The following is a 24,250-nucleotide window of genomic DNA, read 5'->3' on the forward strand; positions in this document are numbered from 1 at the left end:
GGGTGCAGGGGCGAGGGGGCGCTGTATCCAGGCGTTTTCCCCAGAGCTACCGTGCCGCTTTTCATCTGGCCAGCCTCCAGGTGCCAAAGAGGGCCAGTCCGCCATAGACCAGGTTGGGCAGCCAGGCTCCATAAGCGCCCCACAGGTCGAAGCGGGCAAACTGCGCCGAGAGGGTAAACAGGGTCCAGTAGCCAAAAATAAGCCCCACCACCGCAATAAAGGCCCAGGCCGATTCACGTAGCGAGAGGCCAATCACAACCGCCAGCCAGGCCAGCACCACCGTACCGGCGGCGTTGGCATAGCGCCGGGCCAGCGGGAACTGCGCGGCAGGGTCGGCTTTGGCCACCGCGTGCAGGTCGGGCATCCGCATGGCCTCGTAGGAGACGGCTTTGGGCTGCACGCCTAGGGGGAAGGGCAGGGGATGTTCGGCCTCCTGGAAGATTTTGCCGTTGGGGTCTACCCGGTAGGCATTCTGCAGCCGCCAGGCGCCACTGACCCAGACCCCCCGCTCGGCGCTCCAGACCGAGCCCCCCGGCTCCACCACCCGGACGCCTTCCAGCCTCGAGCCCACCCCCCCTTCGGGCGGCGGGTAGATGCGCTGGGCGTAGTACACGCCCAGACCCTGGGGGGTGTAGGTGCGTTCGGTCAGGACGCCGGAAGGCTCGGAGCCGTAGTAGATTTTGTACTGCAAGGCCTCAAAGCGCTCCTGGGCAATGGGCTTGAGCCAGCCTTCGTTGTAGAGCACCACCGCCCCCACCACCAGCCCCAGCACCAGCACCGGCCCGATGAAGGTGCGGGGGGGTACCCCGGCTGCGTAGGCAGCCTTGAGCTCGGACTGGCGAATCCAGCGGGCCAGCGCTACCAGCAGCGCAAACACCAGCCCCAGCGGTAGTGCAATGCCCAGGGTGTAGGGCACTCGATAGGCCACCATCTGGGCTATTTCGGCCACGGGGGTTTTGGCCCGCAGGAAGGCCCCCGAGAGCGAGGAGAGCAGATCGAAGGTGATCAACCCCACGAATAGCAGCACGCCCAGCAGATACAGCGACAACGTTTCGCGCAATAGATAACGCTGCAACATCCCAGAGCGAAGTATAAGGCGCTGCCAGGTGAGAAGCGGTCAATTTGACCCTCTATGGCGATAATCTCGGGAGGTTCGAGCAGTTTGGGGTTGGTTTTCGCCCATTGGTGTTGATCGAGAACCAGCGCGTGAGGCTTTTTTCACGCTTCATTCATGCACAAAAAAGCGCCCCCGGCTCCCTGACGGCACCCGCTCCGTGGCGCTTAGGGCTGCTGCCTTCCGGCCCTGACCCGGTTCACGCTGGTGCGCCGCGTCAGACCGAGGACGCGACCTCGAGGATAGCACACCAGCGCCCAAAGGCAAGATGGGTGCAACCCCTTCGTTGAAAGGCCTCCCACCTGCACCATCCAAAATGCGGATTTCAAGATAGTTCCTGGCTTGCCCACCCTGCCCGACTTGTTCCATCGGCCATGGACTAAATTTCGGCTATGGACAATAGACCATAGACCATCGACTATAGACTTCTAGCCGCCTCGTTACGTCCAACACCCATCTGCCGGACGTGAACCAGGCCCGGCGCGTTACCTGCGTATAATCACACCCATGAGTGAAGCTGTGGCAACCAGCACCCCAGGCGCTGCCCTCGAGGCCCAGAAGCTGGGCAAAAAGTACGGGCGCAAACCCGTGCTGGAGAACATCACCTTTGCGGTGCAGCCGGGCGAGGTCTATGCCCTGGCCGGGCCCAACGGCTCCGGCAAGACCACCCTGATTCGCCTGCTCACCGGCCTGGCCTTCCCCACCTCGGGCGTGGTGCGGATGCTCGGGCAGGATATCTACAACGGTGGCTATGTGGCCCGGCGGGCGCTGGGGGCGGTGGTGGAGGCCCCGGCGGCCTTTTACCCCCACATGACCGGGCGGCAGAACCTCGAGATGATTGCCTTCCTGACGGGCATGTCCAACGTGGATACCCGCATCCGCGAGGTACTGGCGCGGCTCGAGTTGCTGGCGGTGGCCGACCAGCCGGTGCGTACCTACTCGCTGGGCCAGCGCCAGCGCCTGGGGTTGGCTTCGGCCATTCTGCACGAGCCGCAAATCCTCATCCTGGATGAGCCCACCAGCGGCCTCGATCCGCAGGGCATCAGCAAAGTCCACGAAATTCTGTCCGAGCTGGCCTGGAAAGGGGTGGCGGTGCTCTTGTCCACCCACCATTTGCGCGAGGTCTCGGCCTACTCCGACAAGGTGGGCATTCTGGGCGGGGGGCGGCTTTTGGAAGAGGTCAAGCTGGGCTCCAGGGGCGAAACCTACCGCCTGCGGGTGGACGACCCGCCTCGGGCAGCAGCCTTCCTCAAGACCGTACCGGGGGTGCAAAACGTGAGCCTGCGCGACGTGAATGTGATCTTCGAGGGGTCGCCCAATGTGGCGTTGGCGGCGCTGGTGCGCGAGAACTACCAGGTGCAGTTCCTGGAGCCCGATTACTTCGACCTCTACGACTACTACCGGGAAAGGGTGAAAAATGCGTAGCCATAAAGCAGGGGGCAGGGCTCCGGGGTCAGGGCCTGGCGAGGGACAGAGGGGTTTGCCTGCCCCTTTTTCTCCCTCGAGGGCTAACCTGTTGCTGCTATTTCAGTCATCCATGTCGAGAAGGAGCGCCCTATGCTGCGGGTACTGATCTGGGAATTTGGCAAGCTGGTGCGGCTGCGCTCGGTGCAGATTGGACTGCTGGCGGCTTTGGTGCTGCCCATTTTGTGGGCTTTTGCGCCAGGCCTTCGGGCGCAGTATGGCCTCGAGCTGGTCTCGGGCTGGCAGGTACCGGCTCTTTCGCTCCTGACGGGTATGGACTTCCTTTTTCCCTTTCTTACGGCCATGGCGGCAGCGGAAGTCCTGGGTTCGGAAGTCTCGATGGGAACCCTCAAGTCGGTGCTGTTGCGCCCCAGTCCGCGCAGCCGCTTGCTGGGGGCCAAAATCATCGTTGTGCTGGTCTATCCCTTCATTCTGCTGCTGGTGAGCCTGGTAGGTTCGCTGCTGGCCGGCTTGCCCTTTGGCCTGGGGAGCTTCTTCGGCGGCACGGGCCTGGGAGAGGGCAGCTTTGCGGGCGTGGGCCAGCTTACGCCTTCAGCGGCCTTAATGGAGTTGCTGCGGGCCCATGCCCTGGCTGGAGTGGTGCTCTGGCCGCTTTCGGCCCTGGCCATGCTTTATGCAGTGGTCTTCCTCAGTACCACCTCGGCAGCGCTGGCGGCGGTCTCGACCCTGCTCCTGATGCGGCTTCTGGTTGCCTTTCCGGCCATCCAACCCTTCCTGCTTACCAGTTACCTTGACCTTTACATTCGTCCAGAGGCGGTTTCCTGGGGCGTGTCGTTGCTCATCATTTACACGATAGGCTTCTCGATCCTGGCCCTACTGATTTTTGATAGAAAGGACATCTGATACCTACTTTGCCTGAATGGTTATTTTTTCAGGGGTATTCCTATACCCCTCATCCGGCGATTCCCCAGACGCAGTTAATAACGTCTGAGGCACTATTATCCCGCACTGCTAACAGGTTGTCGCCACCTTCTCCCGCAAAGGGAGGAGGAAAGGGGTTCTGGTGGATTTTGTATGAAGCAGGCTTTCGGCTTTCGGCTTTGGGCCTTAGGCTTTGGGTATGGGCAAACTGACCCATTTCCAAGATGGCAAGCCGCGCATGGTGGATGTGAGCGAGAAGGCCGCCACTTTACGTACCGCGACTGCCGAGGCCACCGTAGTGTTGCAACCGGAGGCGGTAGAGGCCCTACGGGAAGGCGGGGTGGGGAAGGGTGACCCCCTGAGCGTGGCCCAGCTTGCGGGCATTCTGGCGGCCAAAAAAACCGGGGAGCTGATTCCCCTGTGCCACCCGCTACCCATCACCAGCGCCGATGTGGAGCTTCGCTTCCTACCGGAAGAAGCCCGGGTGCACATCACCGCCACCGTCAAGACCAGGGCCGAGACGGGGGTCGAGATGGAAGCCCTCACGGCCTGCGCGATAGCGGCCCTGACCGTTTACGACATGCTCAAGGCGGCCAGCAAGGGCCTGGAAATTACCGACCTGCGCCTCTTGCACAAGGCCGGGGGCAAGTCGGGGGAGTGGAAGCGGGGGCAGTAGAATCGGCCATGCCCAGAGTTGTGCGCCCCAGGCCGTCCCGGCTTCAGATCAGCTTCACCGATGCGGCCATGCAGAAGCTGGCTTTGAAGCATGGCCCCGCGCCTTTTGCGCCCCACCCTTTTCCAGAGCGTTCGCCGTATGTGGTGCTTCTCAGTTCCATTGTGGGCCAGCAGCTTTCCAGCAAGGCTGCCGATACCATCTGGCAGCGCATGGCGAGCCGCTTTGAACTGAAGCCCGAGGTGCTGTACCGGGCCCCAAGCGAGGATTTACGGGCAGCAGGGCTGTCGAATGCCAAAGCCCGGTACGTGCAGGATCTGTCGCGCTTTGCCCTGGAGGGGGGCCTCGAGGGCATTGAACACCAGCCCGACCCGGAGGTGATCCGCCACCTGACCCAGGTCAGGGGCATTGGGGTCTGGACGGTGCAGATGTTCTTGATGTTTGGCCTGGGCCGCCCCGATGTCTGGCCGGTGCTGGATTTGGGCATCCGCAAGGGGGCGCAAAAGCTGTACGGCATCGGCGAGCGGCAGGCGCTCGAGGAACTGGGGGAGCGTTTCCGGCCCTACCGCTCCCATGCGGCCTGGTATTTGTGGCGGGTGCTGGAGTGAGGGTGATCAGAGCCTCGAGAACACCAGCAACATGCCATTGCGGTCATCGGTGATGTAGATTTTCCCGTCGGGTCCCTGCTTCACATCCACCGGCGCCCCCAGTTTGCCGTCGGGGAAGACCCAGTTGCCGATGAGCTCCCGTGCAGGGCCGCTGGGGATGCCCTGCCCGTTTACCCGGAAGGCCAACAGTCGGTGTCCGGTTTTACGATAGCCGTGATAACCCACCACCAGCCAGCCGTCGCCCCACTCGCTTTGGGCATTCAGATACGTCATGCCCAGGGGGGCCGCATGGGCCGGCAGGAGCAGGGTGGGTTTTCGGGTCTGGGCGCAGTTATAGCGGGGAAATTCGGGAGCGTTCCGGCCGTTTTCGTAGCAGTAGGGCCAGCCGTAGTGGGCGCCCGGTACTAGCACGTTCAGTTCGTCGGCGGGGTGGGCCTCGTCGGAGATGCGCGGGTCGGCAGCCTGGATGGCGTCGCGGGAGTTCTCACCCTGCAAGAGCGTGCCCGAGGGGTGGAGGGCCAGCGCCATGGAGTTGCGCAAGCCGGTGGCATATACGCTCCAGCCGCGCACGATGCCCTGGGGCCACTGGAGGGTGTACTTGCGGATCAGGCCGTTTCGCGCCGCCTCGGCACAGACTGCCTTGCCCCTGTCCTGCTGGCAGTTGTCCGAGGCCGAACCCACATTGACCAACAGGTTGCCCGCCTTGTCGAAGACCATCTGAGTGAGCGGATGCCGCCCGTTTCCGGGCAGGTCGCGCAGGATGTACGCCTTCTGGGGCTGGGCTTGTTTGGGATCGAAGCGGAAGATGCGCCCGACCTCCCCCACATACACCCTGCCGTCCGGGCCAAGGGCAATGCCGTGGGGCCGATCCAGCCCGCTAAAGAGGCGCTGGATGCGGTACCGGTTTCCCTGCTTGAAGAGCTGTGCCAGCGAGCCCTGGTTGGCGCTCCAGCCGTTCATCTCCACCACCAGTAGGTCACCCGAGGGCAGGGGCAACAAGCCCCTGGGAAAGCGCAACTCGCGGCTGACGATGCCCACGCAGAAGCCGCTGGGGGTACTGACATTGAGCCGGGGCAGCCCCGCACAGGTCTGGGCGCTGGCAAAGCCAAGACCCACCAGAAGGGCCAGATAAAGCAGGCGCATGACTGAGATTAATCTACTTTAGCCCGGAAAGGATTGGATGATTTTGCCAGCAATCCAGGCAACAGGCTTTTATCGTTTTCCCCTTTCCCTCTCCCCTTGCGGGAGAGGGTGGCGACAGCGCCGGCCAGTTTAGTGCTCCTTTTGCCGGATGAAACAACTCTGGCGGTAACCGCTGTTGCCGGGTGAGGGGTTGAAACGACGATGTCCAGGCAAATGATAAGAGCCTGTTCAGGCAAAGGGATTGGCAACTCAAAAGGCAGTATGCAGGCCGGTTCCCGGGTCTTTATCCGGATTGCTTTGTCGGGCTGCGGCCTCCTCGCAATGACGCACGTCTTGCCAGGAGACTGGTACTGGAATAACTTTCGCAACTCACGTCAGTGTCCACCGCAAGTTGAATGGAGTCCTGAGCAATGCCACACATAACGCATCGCTGCGTCATCTGACCCAGACCGTGCTGGAAAGCGTTCTACACTTGCAAAAGAGGAAGCCATGGTCGAGTATATCGCCTTTGATGCCGATGACACCCTGTGGCAGAGCGAAACCCACTTTCGCGAGGCCCAGGCCCAGTTCAGGCTGCTGATGCAGGAATATCTGAATGGTTCGTATGACGACCGGTATCTCCACGAGACCGAGCGCCGCAACATCCAGCACTATGGTGTTGGGATCAAGAGCTTTGGCCTTTCCATGATCGAGACCGCCCTCGAGCTCACCGGGGGCCGCATTTCGCCAGAGCACATTCGATTTCTGGTCAATATCACCAAAGAAATGCTGGCCGCCCCGGTGCAGGTACTGCCGGAGGTCGAGGCTGTGCTGGATGAACTCTCGGGCGACTATCCCCTGATGGTGATTACCAGTGGCGACCTGCTGGATCAGGAGGCCAGGTTCGTGCGCTCGGGCCTGAGCGAATATTTTCGTTGCCTGGAAGTGCTCAGCACCAAAGACCCTTTCAGCTACAGCCGCATTCTGCGGCGCCACCGCATCCGCCCTGAGGTTTTTCTGATGGTGGGCAACAGCCTGCGTTCGGACATCTGGCCGGTGCTGGAAATTGGGGGTCAGGCGGTTTACATTCCCTCGCCAGGGGCGCGAAACGAGCCATTGCAAATGGAGGAGCCCAGGCCAGGGTCGTACGTGAGGCTCGAGCACATCGGTCAGTTGCCGGAGTGGCTGGAAGCCCGCCTGCTGGCTGCTTGAGCTGGGTCAAATAACCCATCTGCGTTCCTGTTTAGCGCTAGTCTGAAATAGAAGCCAGGTGCACTCATGCCTGCCGATAGCCTGGCCCGCCTTCCGTACCCCAATGCCCGCCAGCCGCCTCCCTGGCGGGGTTGGTGTTTTAGTGAGTGCACAATGGGCTTCGGGATTGAACAGTAGACTGTAAGGCATGATTTTTTCGCTCGAGCAAGCCCCACCTGGGTATTTCGAGGTGGATGCGCTGCAAACCCTGCAAAGGGCGGGCTTGGTCGTGGCCCCTACCTGGGTGTTGGTGGGCCTCGAGGCCGAGTTTTACCAACTGGGCAACCTGGCCGAGCAGATCCGGCGGGCGTTTGAGGGGGTATTTGGTGCACGGCTGGACGAAGAAAAGCTGGAAAGGGCCTGCGCCTTTGCCGAAAAACTCCTGCGCGAGTCGTACCTGCTGCCCGAGCGTGCCGACGAGCTCCGGGCGGCCCTGCCGGAAGGCCCGGTGCTGGTGCGCTACGCTGCAGAGCCGCCCTTTGCCCTCGAGGCTGGCAAGCAGGAAACCCTGTGGGCGCTCAAGCGCCTGTGGGCCAGCCGCTGGCAACTGGATGCCGTTCTTTCCCGCCAGCCCGAACTGGCCCCGCCGGAGGCGGCCAGTCTGGTGCAGACGGTGGGGCATTCCCTGCACCTCGACGAGGCTTTGTCGGCCCAGGCCAGCGCAGTGCTGGGGCGGCCCGTGCAGGTCTGGGCCAGCCTGGGCCAGGTGGTGCGGGTGGGGTAAACTGGGGGAGAAGCGCCGTGTACGACAGCCACATGCACACACCCCTTTGCAAGCACGCAGTGGGGGAACCTGCTTTGTATGTAAAAGCCGCTCTGGAGGCGGGTTTGCGGGGTATTGTCATGACCGACCATAGCCCCATGCCGGCCTGGTTCGACCCCGAGGTTCGCATGGAACTGGCAGAGCTGCCTTTTTACCACGCCATGCTGGAAAAAGTGCGTTCGGAAGCGGGTAGCTTTTATGTAGGAATTGGCCTCGAGGCCGACTTTCACCCCGGCACCGAGTACTTTGTGCGGCGGCTACGCCAGCAGTACGACTACGACTACATCATCGGCTCGGTGCACTACATTGGGGCCTGGCCCTTCGATAACCCCCATTACCAGTCCGAGTTCGAGGAACGCGACCTGCGCGAGGTGTACCGCACCTACTTCAGGCTGGTGGCCGAGGCCGCCCGCACCGGCCTGTTTCACGCCATTGGGCACCTGGATCTGCCCAAGGTGATGGGCTTCCGGCCTCCCGAGGGCTACGCCGATCTGGCCGAAGAGGCCTTGCAGGTGATTGCCGGGGAAGGGCTGGCGCTGGATGTGAACACCGCCGGATGGCGTAAAAAGGCCGCCGAGATCTACCCCAGCCCCGAACTCCTGTCCAGGGCGGCCCAGCTTCAAATCCCGGTGGTGCTGGGCTCCGATGCCCACCGCCCCGAGGACGTAGCCCACCGTTTTGCCGATGCGGTGGCCCTGCTACGGTCGGTGGGCTACCGGGAAGCGGTGGTGTTCAAGGCCGGCAAGCCGGAGGCTTATGCGCTTACAGGCGCCGATAGCTCAAGATGAATGACCCTCGACGCTTGACCCCAGACCCTCGACTCCTTTCTAGCGTTAGGCTATGGGCATGAACCGTAAAGACCTGGCGGGGATGCTCGAGTACGCCGCCGACCTGATGGAAGTGCTGGGCGAGGGGGAGTTCCGCGCCAAAGCCTACCGCACCGCCGCCCGCAACCTCGAGCAACAGGAAGCCGACCTGAGCGAGCTGGCTGCCCGGGGTTTCAAGGGCGTGCCGGGGGTGGGGCCGGCGCTGGCCCCCATGCTCAGCGAAATTGTAGAGACCCAGGAGTTTCCCTACCTGGCCGAGCTCGAGGGCCGCGTACCGCCGGGGGTGCTCGAGCTCTTTCGGGTGCAGGGCCTAGGCCCCAAGCGCATCCGGGCCCTGTGGGACAACGGGGTGAACAGTCTGGAGGAGCTGGTGCTGTTTGCCGAACAGGGCCGAATTCGCGCTTTGCCGGGTTTTGGCGCTAAAAGCGAGGCCAGCCTGCTAGAGGCGGCCCGCTACGCCCTGGCCAACATGCGGCGGGTGATGCTGCCGGTGGGGCTCGAGGTGGCCCGGCTGCTCCTGACCGACCTCGAGAACGCCGGGCTCCAGGCCGAGCTGGCGGGGAGCGTGCGGCGCGGCCTGGAAACGGTGGGCAACCTGGATCTGGTGGTGGTGGGCACCCCCGAGCAGGTGCGCCCGGTGTTGGGCCGCTACGTGGAAGAAGTGCAGGGAGAGGTGTTGCTGGGGCGGCTCGAGGGCCTGCCCTTGCGGGTTTTCTGTACCCCGGCGGGGTCTTTTGGCTCGGTGCTGGTGCAGGCGACGGGCTCGAGGGAATGGCTGGAAGCCCTGGGGCCCATTCCGCCTTCCCTGGCCAGCGAGCAGGCCGTGTTTCAAGCCCTGCACCTGCCCTTCGTCCCGGCCTACTGGCGCGAGAAGGAGCACATCGGGTTACCCGCGCCGGAAACCACCCTAAAGCCCTCCGAGCTTCGGGGCCTGATTCACGTACACTCCACCTACTCCGACGGTAGCGGCACCCTGCGCCAGATGGCCGAGGCCGCCATGGCCCAGGGCTTCGAGTACATGGTCATCTGCGACCACTCCCGGACGGCGGCCTACGCTGGGGGGCTGCAAAGGGAGGATGTGCTGCGCCAATGGGCCGAGATCGAAGCCCTGAACGCCGAACTGGCCCCCTTTCGCATCCTGCGCGGCATCGAGTCCGATATTCTGCCCGACGGCTCGCTGGATTATCCCGACGAGTTGCTGGCCCGGTTCGAAGTGGTAGTAGGCAGCCTGCACGCGGGGCTTAATCTGGGCAGGGCCGAGCAAACCCAGCGTCTCTTGCGCGCCCTGGACAACCCGTACCTGAGCATCCTGGGCCACCCCAGCGGGCGCCTGATCCTGCGGCGTAAAGGCGCCGAGGCCGACTGGGAAGCGGTGCTGGAAAGGGCGGCCCAAAACCAGAAAGTAGTGGAGTTCAACTGTAGCCCCTACCGCCTCGACCTGGACTGGCGGCTAATGCTGGCCTGGCGCGACCGCCTTTCCTTTTCGCTAGGCCCCGACTCACACAGCGTCGAGAGCATTTCCGAGATTCAATACGGCCTGCTCTTTGCCCACAAGGCCGGTCTCTTCCCCGACCAGATTGCCAACACCTGGCCCGCCGAGCGGCTTTTGGCGCTGAAGAAGATGGACTGAACCTCTGTAGAGCCTTGGGCTTTGCGCTTTAGGCCATCCATCAAAGTTGACCGTCCGGTTGGAACTATGGGTTTTCTGCCCCCACCAGCAACTCGGCCTCGCGTTGCAGGAAGGCTCTCAGCACGTCGGTCACGGTCACGATGCCCACCAGCTTGTCGTCGTGAACCACCGGCAGGCCCCCCACCTTGTGCTCGAGCATCAGCTTGGCGGCCGCCTGCAGCGGGAGTGTATCGCTAACGGTAATGGGGTCGCGGGTCATGATTTCCCCCACGGTGAGCTTGGAAATTAGGTAATTGAGCTCCCAGATGGAAAGCGAAGTAGCATCCGAGGGCATGGCCTCTTTGAGGTCGCGGTCGGTCACAATACCAACCACCCGACCCTCCTTGACCACAGGCAGACGGCGGAAACCCCCCTTTTTCATGATCTGTGCAGCCTCGGGCACCGTAATATCCGGGGTGACCACTTCCGGGTTGGGGGTCATACAGTCCTTGACCAGCATCGCTATCACCTCTCCTCCAAAGGTACTCTCCCAGGCCGGGGGCAGATGTCTCTACAGGCCCGGCTGCGGTGAACCTAGCCTTAGGTTGTGGGGAACTGGCGCGTTCTGATCGCCTACGCCAGCCGTCTGGGCAGCACCCGTGAAATTGCCCAGGCCATTGCCCAGGTGTTGACCCAGCGCGGGGCGGTTGTGGATGTGCGAGCGGTGGACGAAGTAGAGCATATTCAAGGCTACCAGGCGGTGATGGTGGGCAGCCCCATCCGAGAAGCACGGTGGCTCCCGGAAGCCAGGCATTTTGTAGAAACCCACCGCGAGGTGCTCCGTAAGGTACCCCTGGTGTACTTTGCGGTCTCGGGCCTGATGAGCCAGCCAACGCCGGAGCATTTTCACGAGGTCTACGAATACCTGGCGGAGGTTCGGGATATTGTGGAGCCCCTCGAGGTCGGCATCTTTGCGGGCCTGCTGGACTACGACCGCCTCGACCCCGCCCAGATGACCAAAGTGCTGAGCAAGGGGCTGCCCGAAGGCGATTTTCGTCGCTGGCAGGATATTCGGGCCTGGGCCGAGGACGTGGCCGATCGCCTTTTGCTCGAGCAAGCCCGCCGTCAGGCTTCGGAGTAAAGCGCTCTTTAGACCAAATTCCTCAGAACCTCTTGTCTTCTGCCCGTTCAGGCGAGAGGGTGGCAGCACCCCGACTGCGTTATTTGCGAACCTTGATGAGTACGCGATTGACTGTACCTGGGGTGTCACCCGGGTTACGTCTGTGAAGGGTGCAATGGTTAGGCGAATTTTTCCTTGACGGGGCTACTTTCTGCGCTTGCTTCCGCCTCCCAGCAACCCCCCCAGCACTCCGCGCACAATGCGCTGGCCCTCCCGGCTGGCCAGGAACCCTACCGCCCCTTTAGCCAGGTCGCCCAAAAGGTTGCCCCCAGCGGGCCGGGCCGGGGCTTGAGTTTTGGGCGTTGGGGGGGCTGGCTGCACCGACTCGGCGGCCCGGCTCCGCAGGATTTCATAGGCCGACTCGCGGTCCAGGGCCTTCTCGTAGTGCCCGTAGACCGGGGACTGCCGGATCACCTGCTGGCGCTCCTCAGGGCTGAGCGGGGGTAGCTGGGTGCGGGGCGGGTAGATCAGGGCCCGCTCCACCACGCTGGGGATGCCCTTCTCGTCCAGGGTCGAGACCAGCGCCTCGCCCACGCCCATCTCCAGGATCACGGTGGCCACCTCCAGCTTGGGGTTGGGCCGGAAGGTTTCGGCGGCGGCCTTGACGGCTTTCTGGTCGCGTGGGGTGAAGGCCCTTAAGGCGTGCTGCACGCGGTTGCCTAGCTGCCCCAGCACCTCGTCGGGGATGTCCAGGGGGTTCTGGCTCACGAAGTACACCCCCACCCCCTTGCTGCGGATCAGCCGCACTACCTGCTCGATCTTCTCCCGCAGGGCCTTGGGGGCCTCGTCGAAGAGCAGGTGGGCCTCGTCGAAGAAGAAGACCAGCCTGGGCTTCTCGGGGTCGCCCACCTCGGGCAGCCGCTCAAAGAGCTCGGAGAGCATCCAGAGCAAAAAGGTGCTGTAGAGCTTGGGCGACTGCATGAGCTTGTCGGCAGCCAGGATGTTGACCACGCCCCGGCCATTCTGGGTCTGGATCAGATCCTCGAGGTTCAGCGCCGGCTCACCAAAAAACCGGCTGCCGCCCTGCTCTTCCAGGGCAATGAGCCCCCGCTGGATGGCCCCGATGGAGGCCGCCGAGATGTTGCCGTACTCGGTCTTGAACTGTTCGGCGCGGTCGCCCACGTACTGTAGCATGGCCCGCAGGTCTTTTAAGTCCAAGAGCAGCAAACCGTTGTCGTCGGCAATCTTGAAGACTAGGGTGAGCACCCCGCTCTGGGTCTCGTTTAGGCCCAGCAGGCGGGCCAAAAGCAGCGGCCCCATCTCCGAGACGGTGGCCCGCACCGGGTGGCCCTGCTCGCCAAACACGTCCCAGAACACCACCGGGCAGGCTTCGTACTGGAAATCTGCAAGGCCCAGCTTCTGCACCCGCTCGGCGACCTTGGGGTTGTCGCCCCCCGGCTTGCACATCCCGGAGAGGTCTCCCTTCACATCGGCCATGAAGACCGGCACGCCAATGCGGGAGAGCTGCTCGGCCAGCACCCGCAGGCTCACGGTTTTGCCCGTGCCGGTGGCCCCGGCAATCAGGCCGTGGCGGTTGGCCATCTTGGGATACAGGAATACTTCCGATTCACCTTTGGCAATGGGGATGGGCTCTGGCATAGTGGGCTCCTGCTGGACATAATACTTTTTAGTGTTGAAAAAGCTGCAAAGCCCCTGGTCGCGTAGCTTGCAGACGGCCATCTGGCGGCGGGAATGGGGCCGGTTGTATGCACTGGTAGAAGCCGAACTGCCAGCCGAGGTTGTTGAGCGGCTAGCCCATCCACCAGCCTTTGCCGACCCCGCTGAGGCCCGCTTCGGCCTGGAAACAGTGCTCTTGTCGTGGGCATTGCCCGACTTTGTGGCCTACGTGGAAGCCCTCAATGCATAGCTGGGGAAAAGCGTGTTCCTCGAGCCCCACACCCCCCAGCCCTGGCTTTCGCACTGGCCGGGCGATCTGAAACCGCCCCTCGCCGAACCCCCGGCGCTTTGGGGCGAATTGCGCCAACCCAACCCGGAGGGTTTTGTGGCGGCTGTCTTGCTGCAACTGATGGCGACGGCTCGAGGCGTTGTTCGTTACCGTGAGCGCTTGCTTCAGTAAACCCGCCCGCCCAGCGGCACTTCGCGCTCTGCCGAGAGCAGCACCACCCGCCCCTCTTCGTCAGGCAGCCCCAGTACCAGTACCTCGGATTTGAAGCCGGCAATGTTGCGCTCGCCAAGGTTGGTTGCACAGATCACCAGCCGCCCCACCAGGGCCTCGGGAGTATAAAGGTCGGTCAGCTGGGCGCTGCTCTGCTTGAGGCCCAGGGGGCCCAGATCCACCCAGAGCTGGTAGGAGGGCTTGCGGGCCTTGGGGTGGGGCAGGGCTTTCTGGATACGTCCGACGCGCAGCTCGAGGAGTTCAAAGGCTTCGTAGGGCGTCATGAGGAAAGTGTCTATAGCCAATAGCCAATAGTCAATAGCCAATGGTCTAGCGCTTAGAGGGGATGGCCTTTCGCTGGCGACCCATAATTCGAGGTCTTGCTCGAGGGGGTCAATTTGCCCATAACCCAAAACGATAAGCGAAACTTCGACTTGAGACCTGCGACCTCTGGCCATCACTGCTTCGCTGTACGGAGCGCTTGCAGGCCGATATACTTGGGCTGTGCAACGCTTGCTCGACCAGGCTGCCATTTTGATTCGGGATGCCCGCGAGTTGCCCCCAGAGCGGGCGGTGGGTTCGCTGAAAGAGTCGGTGGGTTTATTGGAGGCGGTTCGACCCTCCAAGGAGCGCGATGGCATGATGGCCCTGGCCTATTTGCGGCTGGCCCAGGTGCAGCGTCAGCTAGGCAAACGTCAAGAGGCCGAGCGGGCTTTCATGCTGGGCTACAGCTATGCCCGGAGCTCGAGGGAGGAGCGGGTGCGCCGCCTGGCGGAAAAACTTGGTCAAGAGTTCACAAATAGCGCTCAGGGATAAATGTCCTTTGCCGGAATAGGCTATCTTGAATCGGTTACAGGGTATACCTGTGCACCATCGGGGAGGAAATTAGCATCATGGGTCAAATGTTGGGCGATATCGCCGCCTTGCTGATTGCTTTGTCGGGTCTGGCGGTCATCATCGGGGTCATTCTCATCAAGCGGGGGGATCGGGTCTGGCATCCTCGAGTGATGCTGGTAGCCACCGGCCTGGCCGCGCTTTTTCTGGTGTTCTACCTGCTCAAGTGGGGGCTCTATGGAACCACCCGCTATGTGGGGCCGGAGGAGTGGCGTGGGGCCTATTACGCCCTCCTGATAAGCCATACCCTCCTGGCAGCGATCAACGGGCCGCTGGTGCTGTGGCTGATCTACAACGCCGTCAAGCAGCGCTTTAGCATACACAAGGCCTGGGCCCGCTGGACGGTGCCGGTCTGGCTCTATGTGGCGGTTACCGGCTGGGTGATTGACCAGATTCTGCGTAACTATGGCGAGTCGGCGGGTGGAATTGGCTTTTGAACAGATGTGAAGCCTGTTCTCAGGCTTTCTTGCCCCAGGCTTCCAGCACAATCCGGCCCTCCACTACCCTGGCCCGCTCGGGGCCACGGGTGCTTTTTTCGCCGTCGGGGGCCTGGGCTACGTGGTGGGCAATGCGAAGCTGCTTGGCTTCCAGGCTCATGGCCCAGATAGCGGCCTCTTCCTGTCCGGTGGCCCCAGCATGGGCCAGCCCCCGCAGCTTCCCTACCACGATGATGTCCCCTGCGGCAATTATCTCGGCGCCCGCATTGACATCGCCCAGAACCACCACCGTGCCGGGGGACTCCACCCGGGCGCCCGAACGCAGGGTCTGGTCAATCACCTCGGTGTAGGGGATGTATTTTTCGCCCCGTTGGGGCCTGAACTGTAGACCCCGTTCACGGCCTAGCTCGAGCAAGGCTTCCAGAGTTGCCTGGTTTACCACCCCAGCGACTTCCACCTCGAGGGGCAAATCGGGCAGCTCTGCCAGGGCCTTGCGAAGCATCTCGGGGGTTTCGTTGCCATCGAGCCGCAAGGCCAGCGCATTGAGGGTCGCACGAATCCGCATCGTGGCTAGTTATACCAGCCCCGAAGGGCCCTCACAAGTCGCAACTTATTCCAAATTTCCACGAGCCACTAACCACGTGCCACAAGCCAATCTCAACGATTGGCAATATGGATGGCCTGACGGTGCAGGTGCTCGGCAGCCTCCATGATGCCCTCGGAAAGGGTGGGGTGGGCATGGACGGTCAGGCCCACATCGGTCACGGTGGCCCCCATTTCCAGCGCCAGCGCCATCTCGGCAATCAAATCGGAGGCGCTTGGCCCGACCATATGGGCGCCCAGCAGCAGGTCGGTTTCGGCATCGCCGATCAGCTTGATCAGCCCCTCGGTGGCCCCCAGGGTCATGGCCCGGCCCGAGGCCGAGAGGGGGAACTTGCCCACCTTGACCTTGTAACCGGCCCTGGTGGCTTCCTCCTCGGTCAGGCCGACGGCGGCCCACTCCGGGCTGGTGTAAACCACATTGGGGATCTGGTAGTCCATGGCGGCGTTGCCCCCAGCCGCGTTTTCGGCGGCAATCAGGCCCTCCTTCATGGCTTTGTGGGCCAGCAGGGGGGGGCGGGTCACGTCGCCGATGGCGTAGATGCCGGGCACGTTGGTTTCCATGCGCTCGTTGGTGGGGATGTAGCCGCGCTCGTCCACCCTGACGCCGATGCCCTCGAGGCCCAGTCCCTTGCCCCGGGGCCGCCGCCCGGTGGCTACCAGAATCTTGTCCACCACAAGGGTTTCTTGTTTGGCCGCCTTCAGGTCTTCCAGCGTGACGTGGAGGCCGTCTTTTTTCCTCTCCACCTTCACGCCCTTGGTCTGGGTGCGGATGGCAATACCCTGCTTGCCCAAAATTTTGGCCAGCAGGCCGGCGGTCTCGGGGTCGGCGGCGGGCAGAATCTGGCCCATGAACTCAATCACCGTGACCTCGGCCCCCAGGCGTTTATAGACCTGGGCGAACTCGAGGCCAATCGCACCCCCGCCAATACAGAGCAGCCGCTTGGGGAACTTTTCCTCCACCCGCAGGGCCCCGGTAGAGTCCACAATGTCCTTCTGGTCTACCTCGAAGCCCGGCAGGGTGTTGGGCTCGGAGCCGGTGGCCACGATAAAGGTTTGGCCCTGGATGCGTTCACCCCCGACCTCGATGGTGTTCTTGTCAACAAACCTGGCAAAGCCGATTTTGAGGTCTACCTTGTTGCCCTTCAGAAGCTGAGAAACCCCGCCGGTGAGCTTTTTGACGATGCCGTCGCGCCAGCCGCCCAGCTTTTTGGTGTCGAGCCTGGCTTCTTTCACCTCGAGGCCAAACTCGCCCCCGTGGCGGATGCCCTCGAGCTCCTCGGCGGCATGCAACAGGGCCTTGGTGGGAATACAGCCCACGTTCAGGCAGACCCCGCCCACGTACTCCGCTTCCACAGCCAGCACTTTCTTGCCCAGTTGGGCCGCCCGGATGGCCGCGTGGTAGCCGCCGGGGCCGGTTCCGATCACAATTACATCGTAGATAGTTGACATAGACACCCCATTCTAGTGAGTGCTTAGTTGAAAAACAAAATCTGCTAGATGAAAAACTATAGCGCTTCCAGGAAGAGCCGCTCGGGTTTTTCCAGGAGCCGGATCACTTCCTTGCAGAACCGCGCGGCCTCGGCGCCGTCTACCAGCCGGTGGTCGAAGGAGAGCGAGAGGTACATCATCTGCCGTACCACAATCTCGTCACGTTGGTTCACCACCGGGCGCTTCTGGATGGAGTGCACCCCCAGGATGGCTGCGTCGGGCACGTTGATGATGGGGAAGCTGAACAGGGCCCCAATCGAGCCGATGTTGGTCACGCTGAAAGTGGAGCCGCTCACCTCCTCGGGGGCCAGCTTGCCGGCGCGGGCCTTTTCGGCCAGGTCGGCAATCTCGCGGGCCAGTTGCAGCAGGCTTTTACGATCCACGTCGCGAACCACCGGCACAATCAGGCCGTTCTCGGCGGCCACCGCCATCCCGATGTTGATGTAGTGCTTGAGCACCACCTCTTGCCGGGCCTCGTCCAGCGAGCTGTTCAGGGAAGGGAACTTCTTGAGCGCCACCGCGATGGCCTTGAAAATAAACGGCAGGTAGCTGAGCTTGACCCCCTGGGCTTCGGCTTCCGGCTTGAGCCGCTCGCGCAGGGCCACCAGCTCGGTCAGGTCGGCTTCGTCCACCGAGAGGGTGCGCACGGTATAGAGGTGCGAGGCCACCATCTGCTGGGCAATGGCCCGGCGCAGGCCGCGCAGGGGTACGCGGGTCTCGAGGTCTTCGTAGCCCTTGGGGGGCTTGTACTGCACCGGAGGGGGGAAGCCGGTAGCGGGTGGCTTGTGGCCTGTGGGTTCTGGTGCTGGAGCGGCAGGGGCCTGCTCTTTGCTTTGTGCATAGGCCCGTACATCCTCTACCCGTACCCTGCCCCCTGGCCCTGAGCCCGGAACCTGGGCAATGTCCAGGCCCAGCTCGCGGGCCAGTTTGCGGGCCGCCGGCACCGCAATTACGCGCCGGGGCTGGGCCACGGTGGTGCTCTCTACTGCCTGGAGTGGGGCTGCCTTGCTGAAGGGGTTTTTCACCTGCTCCGGCTTGCTGTCGGGTTTGAACAGGGAGAGGTTGGCGCCATCGTCCTCTACGACCCGGCCCGGCTCTACGATGGAGCGCTCTTCCTGGGCCTGCACGCTCGGCGCGGGGGCGGGTTTTTGGTTCGAGATGGGGGCGGTCACTTCTCCCGGTTCGGCCACCAGGGCAATGGGCGCATGGACGGGCACCACGTCGCCCTCCTTCACCAGCTTTTGCAGGAGCACCCCCGCCAGGGGACTCGGGAGTTCCACCGTCACCTTATCGGTCATGACCTCTACAAAAGGCTGGTCTTTTTGCAAGGCGTCGCCTTCGTTCACCAGCCACCGAAGAATTTCACCTTCTACCACAGATTCTGCCAGTTCGGGTAACACCACTTCTTTGGGCATGCGTCCTCCCTAGTAGTCGAGTAAGCGCTTGGCGGCGTTCAAGATGCGCGTCACGGTGGGCATGTAGAGCTTGTCCTGGGCCAGCGGATAGGGGGTATCGAAGCCGGTCACCCGCAGGGGCGGGGCCAGCAACTGGTCGAACAACTCTTCCGAAACGGTGGCGGTTACTTCGGAGGCCACGCTGGCCGTGCGCGGGGCCTCGGAGATCATCAGCAGGCGTCCGGTCTTAGCCACCGAGTTCAGCACCGTCTCTTTGTCCCAGGGCATCACGGTGCGCAGGTCAATCACCTCCGGGTCTACCCCGACGGCGGCCATTTCCTCGGCGGCCCGCAGGGTCTCGACCATGGGCCCCCCATACGAAACCAGGGTGATGTCGCTGCCTTCGCGGCGGATGGCGGCCTTGCCGATGGGAATCAGGTAGTCGTCGGACGGCACTTCCTCCTTGACCGCGCGGTAGAGCCGCTTGGGCTCCATGAAAACCACCGGGTCGTCGTTGCGGATGGCCGCCTTCAGAAGCCCCTTGGTGTCGTAGGGGGTGGAAACCACCACCACCTTAAGGCCGGCGGTATGGGCAAAGTGGGCCTCGGGGCTTTGCGAGTGGTGGTGCCCCCCCTTCACGCCGCCTCCGGTGGGCATTCGCACCACCATGGGGGCGGTGAACTGTCCCCCAGAGCGGTAGCGGAGCTTGGCTGCCTGGGAGAAAAGCTGGTCAATGCCGGGGAAGACGTAGTCGGCAAACTGAATCTCGGCCACCGGGCGCATTCCGTGGGCAGCCAGCCCCACGGCGGCCCCCAGAATGGCGGCTTCAGAAAGGGGAGAGTCTATAACCCGGTCAGGGCCATACTTCTGTTGCAGGCCCTCGGTCGCCAGGAAAACCCCCCCGCGCTTGCCCACATCCTCCCCCAGCAACATTACCCGCTCGTCGCGGCTCATCTCTTCGTCCAGGGCGGTATTGATCGCCTGGATCAGGGTCATGGTTGGCATACAACCTCCATTACGGGTCGCAAGTCACAAGTCTTCAAAAAGAGGACAGAAACCTTTACCGTCAGGATTGCAATTCGTCCATCACCAGGCGGCGCTGCTCTTCCAGATGCCAGGGGCGGGCAGCGTACACATCGTCGAACATTTGCAGGGGGTCGGGCTCGCCCGCTTGCAGGGCTTCTTGCAAGGCGGCTTCCTGTTCTTTGGCAAGTTCGATGCGTAGTTCGTTGGCCCACTGGGCATCCCAGAGCCCTTCTTTCTCCAGGAAACGCTGGTAGCGCAGCAAGGGGTCTTGCTGGCGTTCGGCGGCCAGCTCCTCGCGTGAACGGTAGCGACTGTCGTCATCGGCAGAAGAGTGCGCCCCAAAGCGGTGAACCACCAGTTCGACCAGGCTGGGCCCGTGCCCGGCCCTGGCCCGCTCGATGGCTTCCTTCATCACGAAGTAGCTGGCCAGCACATCCAGCCCGTCCACATAGTAGCCGGGAATCCCGTAGGCATGGGCCTTGACGGCGATGTTTTCGGAGGCGGTTTGCTTGGAGATGTTCACGCTGATGGCATAGCGGTTGTTTTCGCACACAAACACCGCTGGCGCACCCTGCACAGCGGCAAAGTTGATGCCGGCGTGCCAGTCGCCCTCGCTGGTAGCCCCGTCGCCAAAGGTGCAGATCGCGACCTGCCCGGTGCCGCGCAGCTTCATGCTGATAGCCGCCCCCGCCGCAGGGGGTACGTGCGAGGCGATGGCCGAACACACCGTAAAAATATTCAGACTTTTGCTGCCGGGGTGCGAGGGCATCTGGCGGCCCTTGGCGGGGTCGGCGGCGTTGCCCAGGGTCTGGCCGAAAATCTCCACCAGGGGCACCTCCATGGCCAGCACCAGGCCCATGTCGCGGTAGTAGGGAAACAGCCAGTCGTGGCCCTTTTGCAGCGCATGGGCAATGGCGACCTGAGCCCCTTCGTGGCCTGCGTGAGGGGCTATGAAGCTGGTTTTGCCAGTGCGAATCAGGATGACCAGCTTTTCGTCCAGTATCCGTGCTGCCAGCATGTCGCGGTAGAAGCGCTGGAGCTGCTCGGGGGACAGCCCGTGCTCAAAGGGCGCGATCCAGTGGCCCTGTTCGTCTACCAGCCGGATGGGCTCTGGGCTAAAGGGTTGGAAGCGTATTTTCTCTTGAACCATGTTTCCTCCCGGCCTGCTGGGGTGACCAGCCGGCCCGACCTGCCAAGCCTTGGGTAAAGGCTTTTTTGTCCGGGGCGCCCTGGGTAAGGACTGCCACGGGGAATAACCACCCAGCCAAACCAAAAGACCTCCAGCGGGGGAGGTCTGCGCTTGGGTTTTGGTATACCGGGCTCGAGGTTTCGGGAGAGCCAATCACTGCCGGTAGCGCAAGGCTCTTTCCCATACCGACCTCTTGGTACCCAAGATTATAGCCGGTTTTTCCCCAGGCCGATTGGGGGTCAAGTAGGCTATGCAGACCTCATACCAAAATGCTTGGATAGTTATCCAGGGGGGCATGTCTAACCCCCTCATCCGGCGATGCTCCATACGCAGCTATTGACGTCACCGACGTCATTCCTACATGCCGCTGGCGAGATGCCGCCACCTTCTCCCGCAAGGGGAGAAGGAAAGGGGTCTGGTGATTTTGGTACAAGGCATCCAAAAATGCTTCCCGTGGGGGCCCCAGATGGGGAGGATCAAATGAAGGGCACTTTGCTACGAAGCCCTGACGGTTCCGGTAGACTCAATCCCGCTGGGTATATCATCACGGTGGATCGCCCCATGAAACTGCGAGTCTGTGTCATAGGTAAACCCAAACTGGCCTATGCCAAAGCGGGTGTGGAGGAGTATACAAGGCGCTTGCAGCGCTACGGGAAGCTCGAGCTCCTCTACCTCAAGGAGGGCATCCCGGTTCAGGAAGGGCAGCGTTTGCTGGAAGCCTCCGAAGGCTACCGGCGGGTGGTGCTGGACGAGCGAGGCCAGTTGCCCGATACCCTGGCCTTCAAGGCCCGGCTCGAGGCCTGGGAGTTGGAGGCCGAAAAAGGCGTGGCGTTCCTGATTGGGGGCGCCGAGGGCCATACCCAGGCCGTGCGAGACGAGGCCGACTGGCTGCTGTCCCTGTCTAAACTAACCCTTCAGCACGAGCTGGCGCTGGTGGTGCTCCTGGAGCAGCTTTACCGGGTCGAAACCCTCAAGCGGGGCGAGCCCTACCACCGATAAATGCCTCCAAAATGCGACTTTCCGAGGTGGGGGCCCCCACCGTAAGCGTTGTAAACCGATGTGCGCAACTCAATGGCTTCACTGCAAACGCGCCTTGAACAAGCTTACCGTGGGGTATCTTCGCGGGCCGGGTAGCCCATCTGTTTTAGCCACTTTTCGCGGGTGAGGGTGGTGGAGAGGACGGGCTCGAGCACCACATTGATGTTGCTGGCATCTGGCATCACCGTCGCAATGTTGCCATTAACCCTATACCACCCAAACAGGTCGCCCACATCCTGGGTGCCGTTGTCGTTCACATCCTTCCAGGCCGAGATGCGGTAGCCCACCAGCCCGGTGGTTGAAAGGCTGCTGCGGCTGTAGGGCGCCTGGGTGCCGGTCTGGGTGATGACCACCGGACTAAAATCCAGCAACAGGCTCAGGGTGGGGGTTTCGCGCAGCACCGCGTCGAAGTAAATCCGGGTGCCCTGGATGTTCTGGGTGGGCGGGGGGGTGGTTGGGGGCTGTACCACGGTCAGGGTAATGCGGGTCTCGCCCTGCACGGTCTGTCCGCTCACGCTGGCGCTGCCGCTGACCACCAGGGTGTAGGTGCCGGGGGTGCTGCCCGCCGGAATGGTCAGGGTGGTGCTGCTGCCGGATACGGGGCTGGCGGGGCTGAAGCTGGGGGTGGTGCCGCCGGGCTGCCCGCTCACGCTCAGGGCCACCGGCTCGGTGAAGTTGGTACGGATGATGCCGATGGTAACGGAAGCGCTTGCGCCGGTGTTGAGGGTCAGGGCGTTGGGGCTGGCCGAGAGCACTAGCGAGCGAGGGGGTGGGGTGTTCAGGCGGGCCAGGGCGGCCTGCGCGTTTATGAGCCCCGCACCGCACTCGAGGCCGCTGGGGCGGTTGCACTGGGCCGGGTTCAGGGGCCGGGCGGTGTCTTTCAGGATGGAGAGCCCTTCGGCGGCGGTCAGGGCAGGCTTTTTGCTTTTCATCAGGGCCAGCACGCCGGCCACGTGGGGCGCGGCCATCGAGGTGCCCGCCTTACCCCCATACTGCCCACTGCCCAGGGTGCTCACCACCTGCTGTCCGGAAGCTTCACCGCCGGGGGCCATCAGGTCAATCCGGGTGCCATAGTTGGAGTACGGGGCCCGGTCGCCGGCGGCATTGGTAGCGCCCACCGTTATCACCCCGCTGCACCCGGCAGGGCTGAAGGTGCTGGCGTCCACATTGGAGTTGCCTGCCGCCACCACGATGATGGCACCGGCGTTATTCGCATCGTTGATGGCCTGTTGTAGGGCAGGGGCGTTGGTGCAGGCCACCGGCCCTCCCAGCGACATATTAATCACGCTGGCAGGGTTCGCGTTGGCCGGAACGCCAGACACACTCAGTCCTGCAGCCCATCTCAGGGCATCGGCCACGTCGGCCAGGGTTCCACTGCCGCCGCTCAGCGCGCGAATCGGAACCAGGCGCGCACCCCACGAGACCCCGGCCACCCCCAGGCTGTTGTTGGTGGCGGCTCCCACCGTGCCGGTGACGTGGTTGCCGTGGAAGTCGGTGCCGGGGCTGGTGTCCTCGGGGTTGGGGTCGCGTCCATCGCCGTCGCCGGAGTCGGCAGCGTTGGAGTAAAAGTCGTAGCCGGGTAAGAGCTTCCCGGCCAGGTCGGGGTGACCGGCCACCACGCCCCCGTCAATGACCGCTACCCTGACCAGGTTGGAAGCGCCGGTTTCGATGTCCCAGGCGCCCGGTAAGTTGATGGCCTCGTAATGCCAGCGCTGGTTGGGGTACTGGGGGTCGTTGGGGGTGGCCTGAGCAGAAAGGATGTAGTTGGGGTGCGCGAACTCCACATCACTCCGGCTTTGCAACGACTGCAACAAAGTGAGGGTGTCGGTACGGTTCAGGTTGGCGCGGTAGAGATAGGTGCGCTCGGTGCCCAGCGGTCTGACCTGTTGGATCTCCACCCCCGAAACCGAAAGCCGGTTTAGCGATTGCAGGCTGACCTGAGGTTTGAACCTCACGATGAGTTCGCCCTCCACAAAGGGCGCGGTCAGGTCGGCATTTTGCAGAGAGGTTTGCAGGGCAATGCTGACCGTTCCGCTGATGACCCCATTGCCTGGGGGAGGAGGGGAGGGGGGCTCGAGTACCGTCACCCCCACCGAGGCGCTCCTGGTAGGGTCGGCCACGCTGCGGGCGGTGATGGTAGCCGTTCCGGCGGACTCTCCGCGCACCACGCCGTTGTTTACCGAGACGATGCTGGGATTGCTGCTGCTCCAGGTGACGCGGGTGTCGCTGGTGCCGGTCACTGTGGCGGCAATTGCTCTTTGCTGGCCAATATCCAGGGAAAAAGCGCTGCTTGGGTTGAGGCTGACCGTGATGTTTGGGGGCGGTGGGGGAGCAGGGTTGGGGCAGGCGGTGAGTACAAGGGCTAATAGGCCAAGCCAGTAGGTGCGGGTCATGTTGCCAGCATACTGTTTGGACTTGCAGAGGCCATGAAAACTGGCTAAAGACCAGGCTTTTATCATAATCACATATGAAAGCTGTCTCCATCCCCAGTCCGTTGCCGTATCTAGCCCAGATACCCGATTCCCGCGAGTACTTGAAAACCCATCATCGCTGGCAAGACCTGCTGCTGATC

The 24,250-nt window shown here is 62.8% G+C and carries 25 protein-coding genes and 1 other RNA gene; 14 read left to right on the top strand and 12 right to left on the bottom strand.

Annotation, left to right across the window (positions count from 1 at the left end; all coding sequences use genetic code 11):
* Window positions 1-61 precede the first annotated feature (61 nt).
* Window positions 62-1,078 (bottom strand): LptF/LptG family permease, encoded by a 1,017-nt coding sequence (locus J3L12_RS03760; RefSeq protein WP_208013700.1) that lies wholly within the window; start codon window positions 1,076-1,078, stop codon window positions 62-64.
* Between the two features lie 171 nt (window positions 1,079-1,249).
* Window positions 1,250-1,343, bottom strand: an RNA gene (gene ffs / locus J3L12_RS03765) — signal recognition particle sRNA small type.
* 278 nt (window positions 1,344-1,621) lie between these two features.
* Between ffs and J3L12_RS03770 the strand changes: the two genes are divergently transcribed.
* From J3L12_RS03770 to J3L12_RS03785, 4 genes are all read left to right on the top strand, one after another.
* A complete protein-coding gene (locus tag J3L12_RS03770) occupies window positions 1,622-2,539 on the top strand; it encodes an ABC transporter ATP-binding protein (RefSeq protein WP_208013701.1) in 918 nt (305 codons plus the stop codon).
* Window positions 2,540-2,671: 132 nt separating this feature from the next.
* Window positions 2,672-3,442 (top strand): ABC transporter permease, encoded by a 771-nt coding sequence (locus J3L12_RS03775; protein WP_208013702.1) that lies wholly within the window; start codon window positions 2,672-2,674, stop codon window positions 3,440-3,442.
* 217 nt (window positions 3,443-3,659) lie between these two features.
* Entirely contained in the window at window positions 3,660-4,136 is a 477-nt protein-coding gene (gene moaC, locus J3L12_RS03780; RefSeq protein WP_208013703.1) for a cyclic pyranopterin monophosphate synthase MoaC, read from the top strand.
* Between the two features lie 68 nt (window positions 4,137-4,204).
* Window positions 4,205-4,741, top strand: a complete 537-nt coding sequence (locus J3L12_RS03785) for a DNA-3-methyladenine glycosylase 2 family protein (RefSeq protein WP_208013734.1) — start codon at window positions 4,205-4,207, stop codon at window positions 4,739-4,741.
* A 6-nt stretch (window positions 4,742-4,747) separates the two neighbouring features.
* Here the strand turns inward: J3L12_RS03785 and J3L12_RS03790 are convergent, their stop codons facing one another.
* Window positions 4,748-5,884 (bottom strand): PQQ-dependent sugar dehydrogenase, encoded by a 1,137-nt coding sequence (locus tag J3L12_RS03790; RefSeq protein ID WP_208013704.1) that lies wholly within the window; start codon window positions 5,882-5,884, stop codon window positions 4,748-4,750.
* Window positions 5,885-6,373: 489 nt separating this feature from the next.
* Between J3L12_RS03790 and J3L12_RS03795 the strand changes: the two genes are divergently transcribed.
* The 4 genes from J3L12_RS03795 (at window position 6,374) to J3L12_RS03810 (ending at window position 10,334) form a co-directional block, all read left to right on the top strand.
* Window positions 6,374-7,075: an HAD family hydrolase gene (locus tag J3L12_RS03795; protein ID WP_208013705.1), complete on the top strand. Its 702-nt coding sequence runs from the start codon at window positions 6,374-6,376 to the stop codon at window positions 7,073-7,075.
* 187 nt (window positions 7,076-7,262) lie between these two features.
* Window positions 7,263-7,838 (top strand): hypothetical protein, encoded by a 576-nt coding sequence (locus J3L12_RS03800; protein WP_208013706.1) that lies wholly within the window; start codon window positions 7,263-7,265, stop codon window positions 7,836-7,838.
* Window positions 7,839-7,855: 17 nt separating this feature from the next.
* Entirely contained in the window at window positions 7,856-8,665 is an 810-nt protein-coding gene (locus tag J3L12_RS03805; protein WP_208013707.1) for a histidinol-phosphatase, read from the top strand.
* 58 nt (window positions 8,666-8,723) lie between these two features.
* Window positions 8,724-10,334 (top strand): DNA polymerase/3'-5' exonuclease PolX, encoded by a 1,611-nt coding sequence (locus J3L12_RS03810; protein WP_208013708.1) that lies wholly within the window; start codon window positions 8,724-8,726, stop codon window positions 10,332-10,334.
* A gap of 64 nt (window positions 10,335-10,398) precedes the next feature.
* On the opposite strand, the gene J3L12_RS03815 is transcribed toward J3L12_RS03810, so the two are convergent.
* Window positions 10,399-10,833: a CBS domain-containing protein gene (locus J3L12_RS03815; protein WP_208013735.1), complete on the bottom strand. Its 435-nt coding sequence runs from the start codon at window positions 10,831-10,833 to the stop codon at window positions 10,399-10,401.
* Between the two features lie 87 nt (window positions 10,834-10,920).
* Between J3L12_RS03815 and J3L12_RS03820 the strand changes: the two genes are divergently transcribed.
* Window positions 10,921-11,454: a flavodoxin domain-containing protein gene (locus J3L12_RS03820; RefSeq protein ID WP_208013709.1), complete on the top strand. Its 534-nt coding sequence runs from the start codon at window positions 10,921-10,923 to the stop codon at window positions 11,452-11,454.
* Window positions 11,455-11,637: 183 nt separating this feature from the next.
* On the opposite strand, the gene J3L12_RS03825 is transcribed toward J3L12_RS03820, so the two are convergent.
* A complete protein-coding gene (locus J3L12_RS03825) occupies window positions 11,638-13,092 on the bottom strand; it encodes a helicase HerA-like domain-containing protein (RefSeq protein ID WP_208013710.1) in 1,455 nt (484 codons plus the stop codon).
* 31 nt (window positions 13,093-13,123) lie between these two features.
* On the opposite strand from J3L12_RS03825, the gene J3L12_RS03830 reads away from it, so the two are divergent.
* Window positions 13,124-13,360, top strand: coding sequence for a hypothetical protein (locus J3L12_RS03830; RefSeq protein ID WP_208013711.1), 237 nt, complete (start codon window positions 13,124-13,126; stop codon window positions 13,358-13,360).
* Between the two features lie 12 nt (window positions 13,361-13,372).
* A complete protein-coding gene (locus J3L12_RS03835; protein ID WP_208013712.1) occupies window positions 13,373-13,570 on the top strand; it encodes a hypothetical protein in 198 nt (65 codons plus the stop codon).
* Here the strand turns inward: J3L12_RS03835 and J3L12_RS03840 are convergent.
* Window positions 13,564-13,893, bottom strand: coding sequence for a tRNA-binding protein (locus J3L12_RS03840; protein WP_208013713.1), 330 nt, complete (start codon window positions 13,891-13,893; stop codon window positions 13,564-13,566). The two genes, J3L12_RS03835 and J3L12_RS03840, sit on opposite strands and share 7 nt — an antisense overlap.
* Before the next feature lie 220 nt (window positions 13,894-14,113).
* On the opposite strand from J3L12_RS03840, the gene J3L12_RS03845 reads away from it, so the two are divergent.
* Both J3L12_RS03845 and J3L12_RS03850 read left to right on the top strand, forming a co-directional pair.
* Complete coding sequence (locus J3L12_RS03845) at window positions 14,114-14,425, top strand: hypothetical protein (RefSeq protein ID WP_208013714.1); 312 nt, start codon at window positions 14,114-14,116, stop codon at window positions 14,423-14,425.
* A 77-nt stretch (window positions 14,426-14,502) separates the two neighbouring features.
* A complete protein-coding gene (locus tag J3L12_RS03850; RefSeq protein WP_208013715.1) occupies window positions 14,503-14,940 on the top strand; it encodes a DUF420 domain-containing protein in 438 nt (145 codons plus the stop codon).
* Between the two features lie 19 nt (window positions 14,941-14,959).
* On the opposite strand, the gene minC is transcribed toward J3L12_RS03850, so the two are convergent.
* From minC to J3L12_RS03875, 5 genes are all read right to left on the bottom strand, one after another.
* Window positions 14,960-15,505 carry a septum site-determining protein MinC gene (gene minC, locus J3L12_RS03855; protein WP_208013716.1) on the bottom strand — a complete coding sequence of 182 codons (546 nt, stop codon included), beginning with the start codon at window positions 15,503-15,505 and terminating at the stop codon, window positions 14,960-14,962.
* 92 nt (window positions 15,506-15,597) lie between these two features.
* A complete protein-coding gene (lpdA, locus tag J3L12_RS03860) occupies window positions 15,598-16,992 on the bottom strand; it encodes a dihydrolipoyl dehydrogenase (protein WP_208013717.1) in 1,395 nt (464 codons plus the stop codon).
* A 56-nt stretch (window positions 16,993-17,048) separates the two neighbouring features.
* Window positions 17,049-18,446 (bottom strand): dihydrolipoamide acetyltransferase family protein, encoded by a 1,398-nt coding sequence (locus J3L12_RS03865; protein WP_208013718.1) that lies wholly within the window; start codon window positions 18,444-18,446, stop codon window positions 17,049-17,051.
* A 9-nt stretch (window positions 18,447-18,455) separates the two neighbouring features.
* Window positions 18,456-19,430, bottom strand: a complete 975-nt coding sequence (locus tag J3L12_RS03870; protein WP_208013719.1) for an alpha-ketoacid dehydrogenase subunit beta — start codon at window positions 19,428-19,430, stop codon at window positions 18,456-18,458.
* A 61-nt stretch (window positions 19,431-19,491) separates the two neighbouring features.
* Window positions 19,492-20,601 carry a thiamine pyrophosphate-dependent dehydrogenase E1 component subunit alpha gene (locus J3L12_RS03875; protein WP_208013720.1) on the bottom strand — a complete coding sequence of 370 codons (1,110 nt, stop codon included), beginning with the start codon at window positions 20,599-20,601 and terminating at the stop codon, window positions 19,492-19,494.
* Between the two features lie 600 nt (window positions 20,602-21,201).
* On the opposite strand from J3L12_RS03875, the gene J3L12_RS03880 reads away from it, so the two are divergent.
* The gene (locus tag J3L12_RS03880; RefSeq protein ID WP_208013721.1) at window positions 21,202-21,639 is read left to right on the top strand and encodes a 23S rRNA (pseudouridine(1915)-N(3))-methyltransferase RlmH; all 438 of its coding nucleotides are present in this window, start codon (window positions 21,202-21,204) and stop codon (window positions 21,637-21,639) included.
* A 104-nt stretch (window positions 21,640-21,743) separates the two neighbouring features.
* Here J3L12_RS03880 and J3L12_RS03885 read toward each other — a convergent pair whose 3' ends face one another.
* Window positions 21,744-24,071 carry a S8 family peptidase gene (locus tag J3L12_RS03885; protein WP_208013722.1) on the bottom strand — a complete coding sequence of 776 codons (2,328 nt, stop codon included), beginning with the start codon at window positions 24,069-24,071 and terminating at the stop codon, window positions 21,744-21,746.
* Window positions 24,072-24,250 lie beyond the last annotated feature (179 nt).

The sequence above is a fragment of the Meiothermus sp. CFH 77666 genome (genome assembly GCF_017497985.1).
Taxonomy (GTDB): Bacteria; Deinococcota; Deinococci; order Deinococcales; family Thermaceae; genus Meiothermus.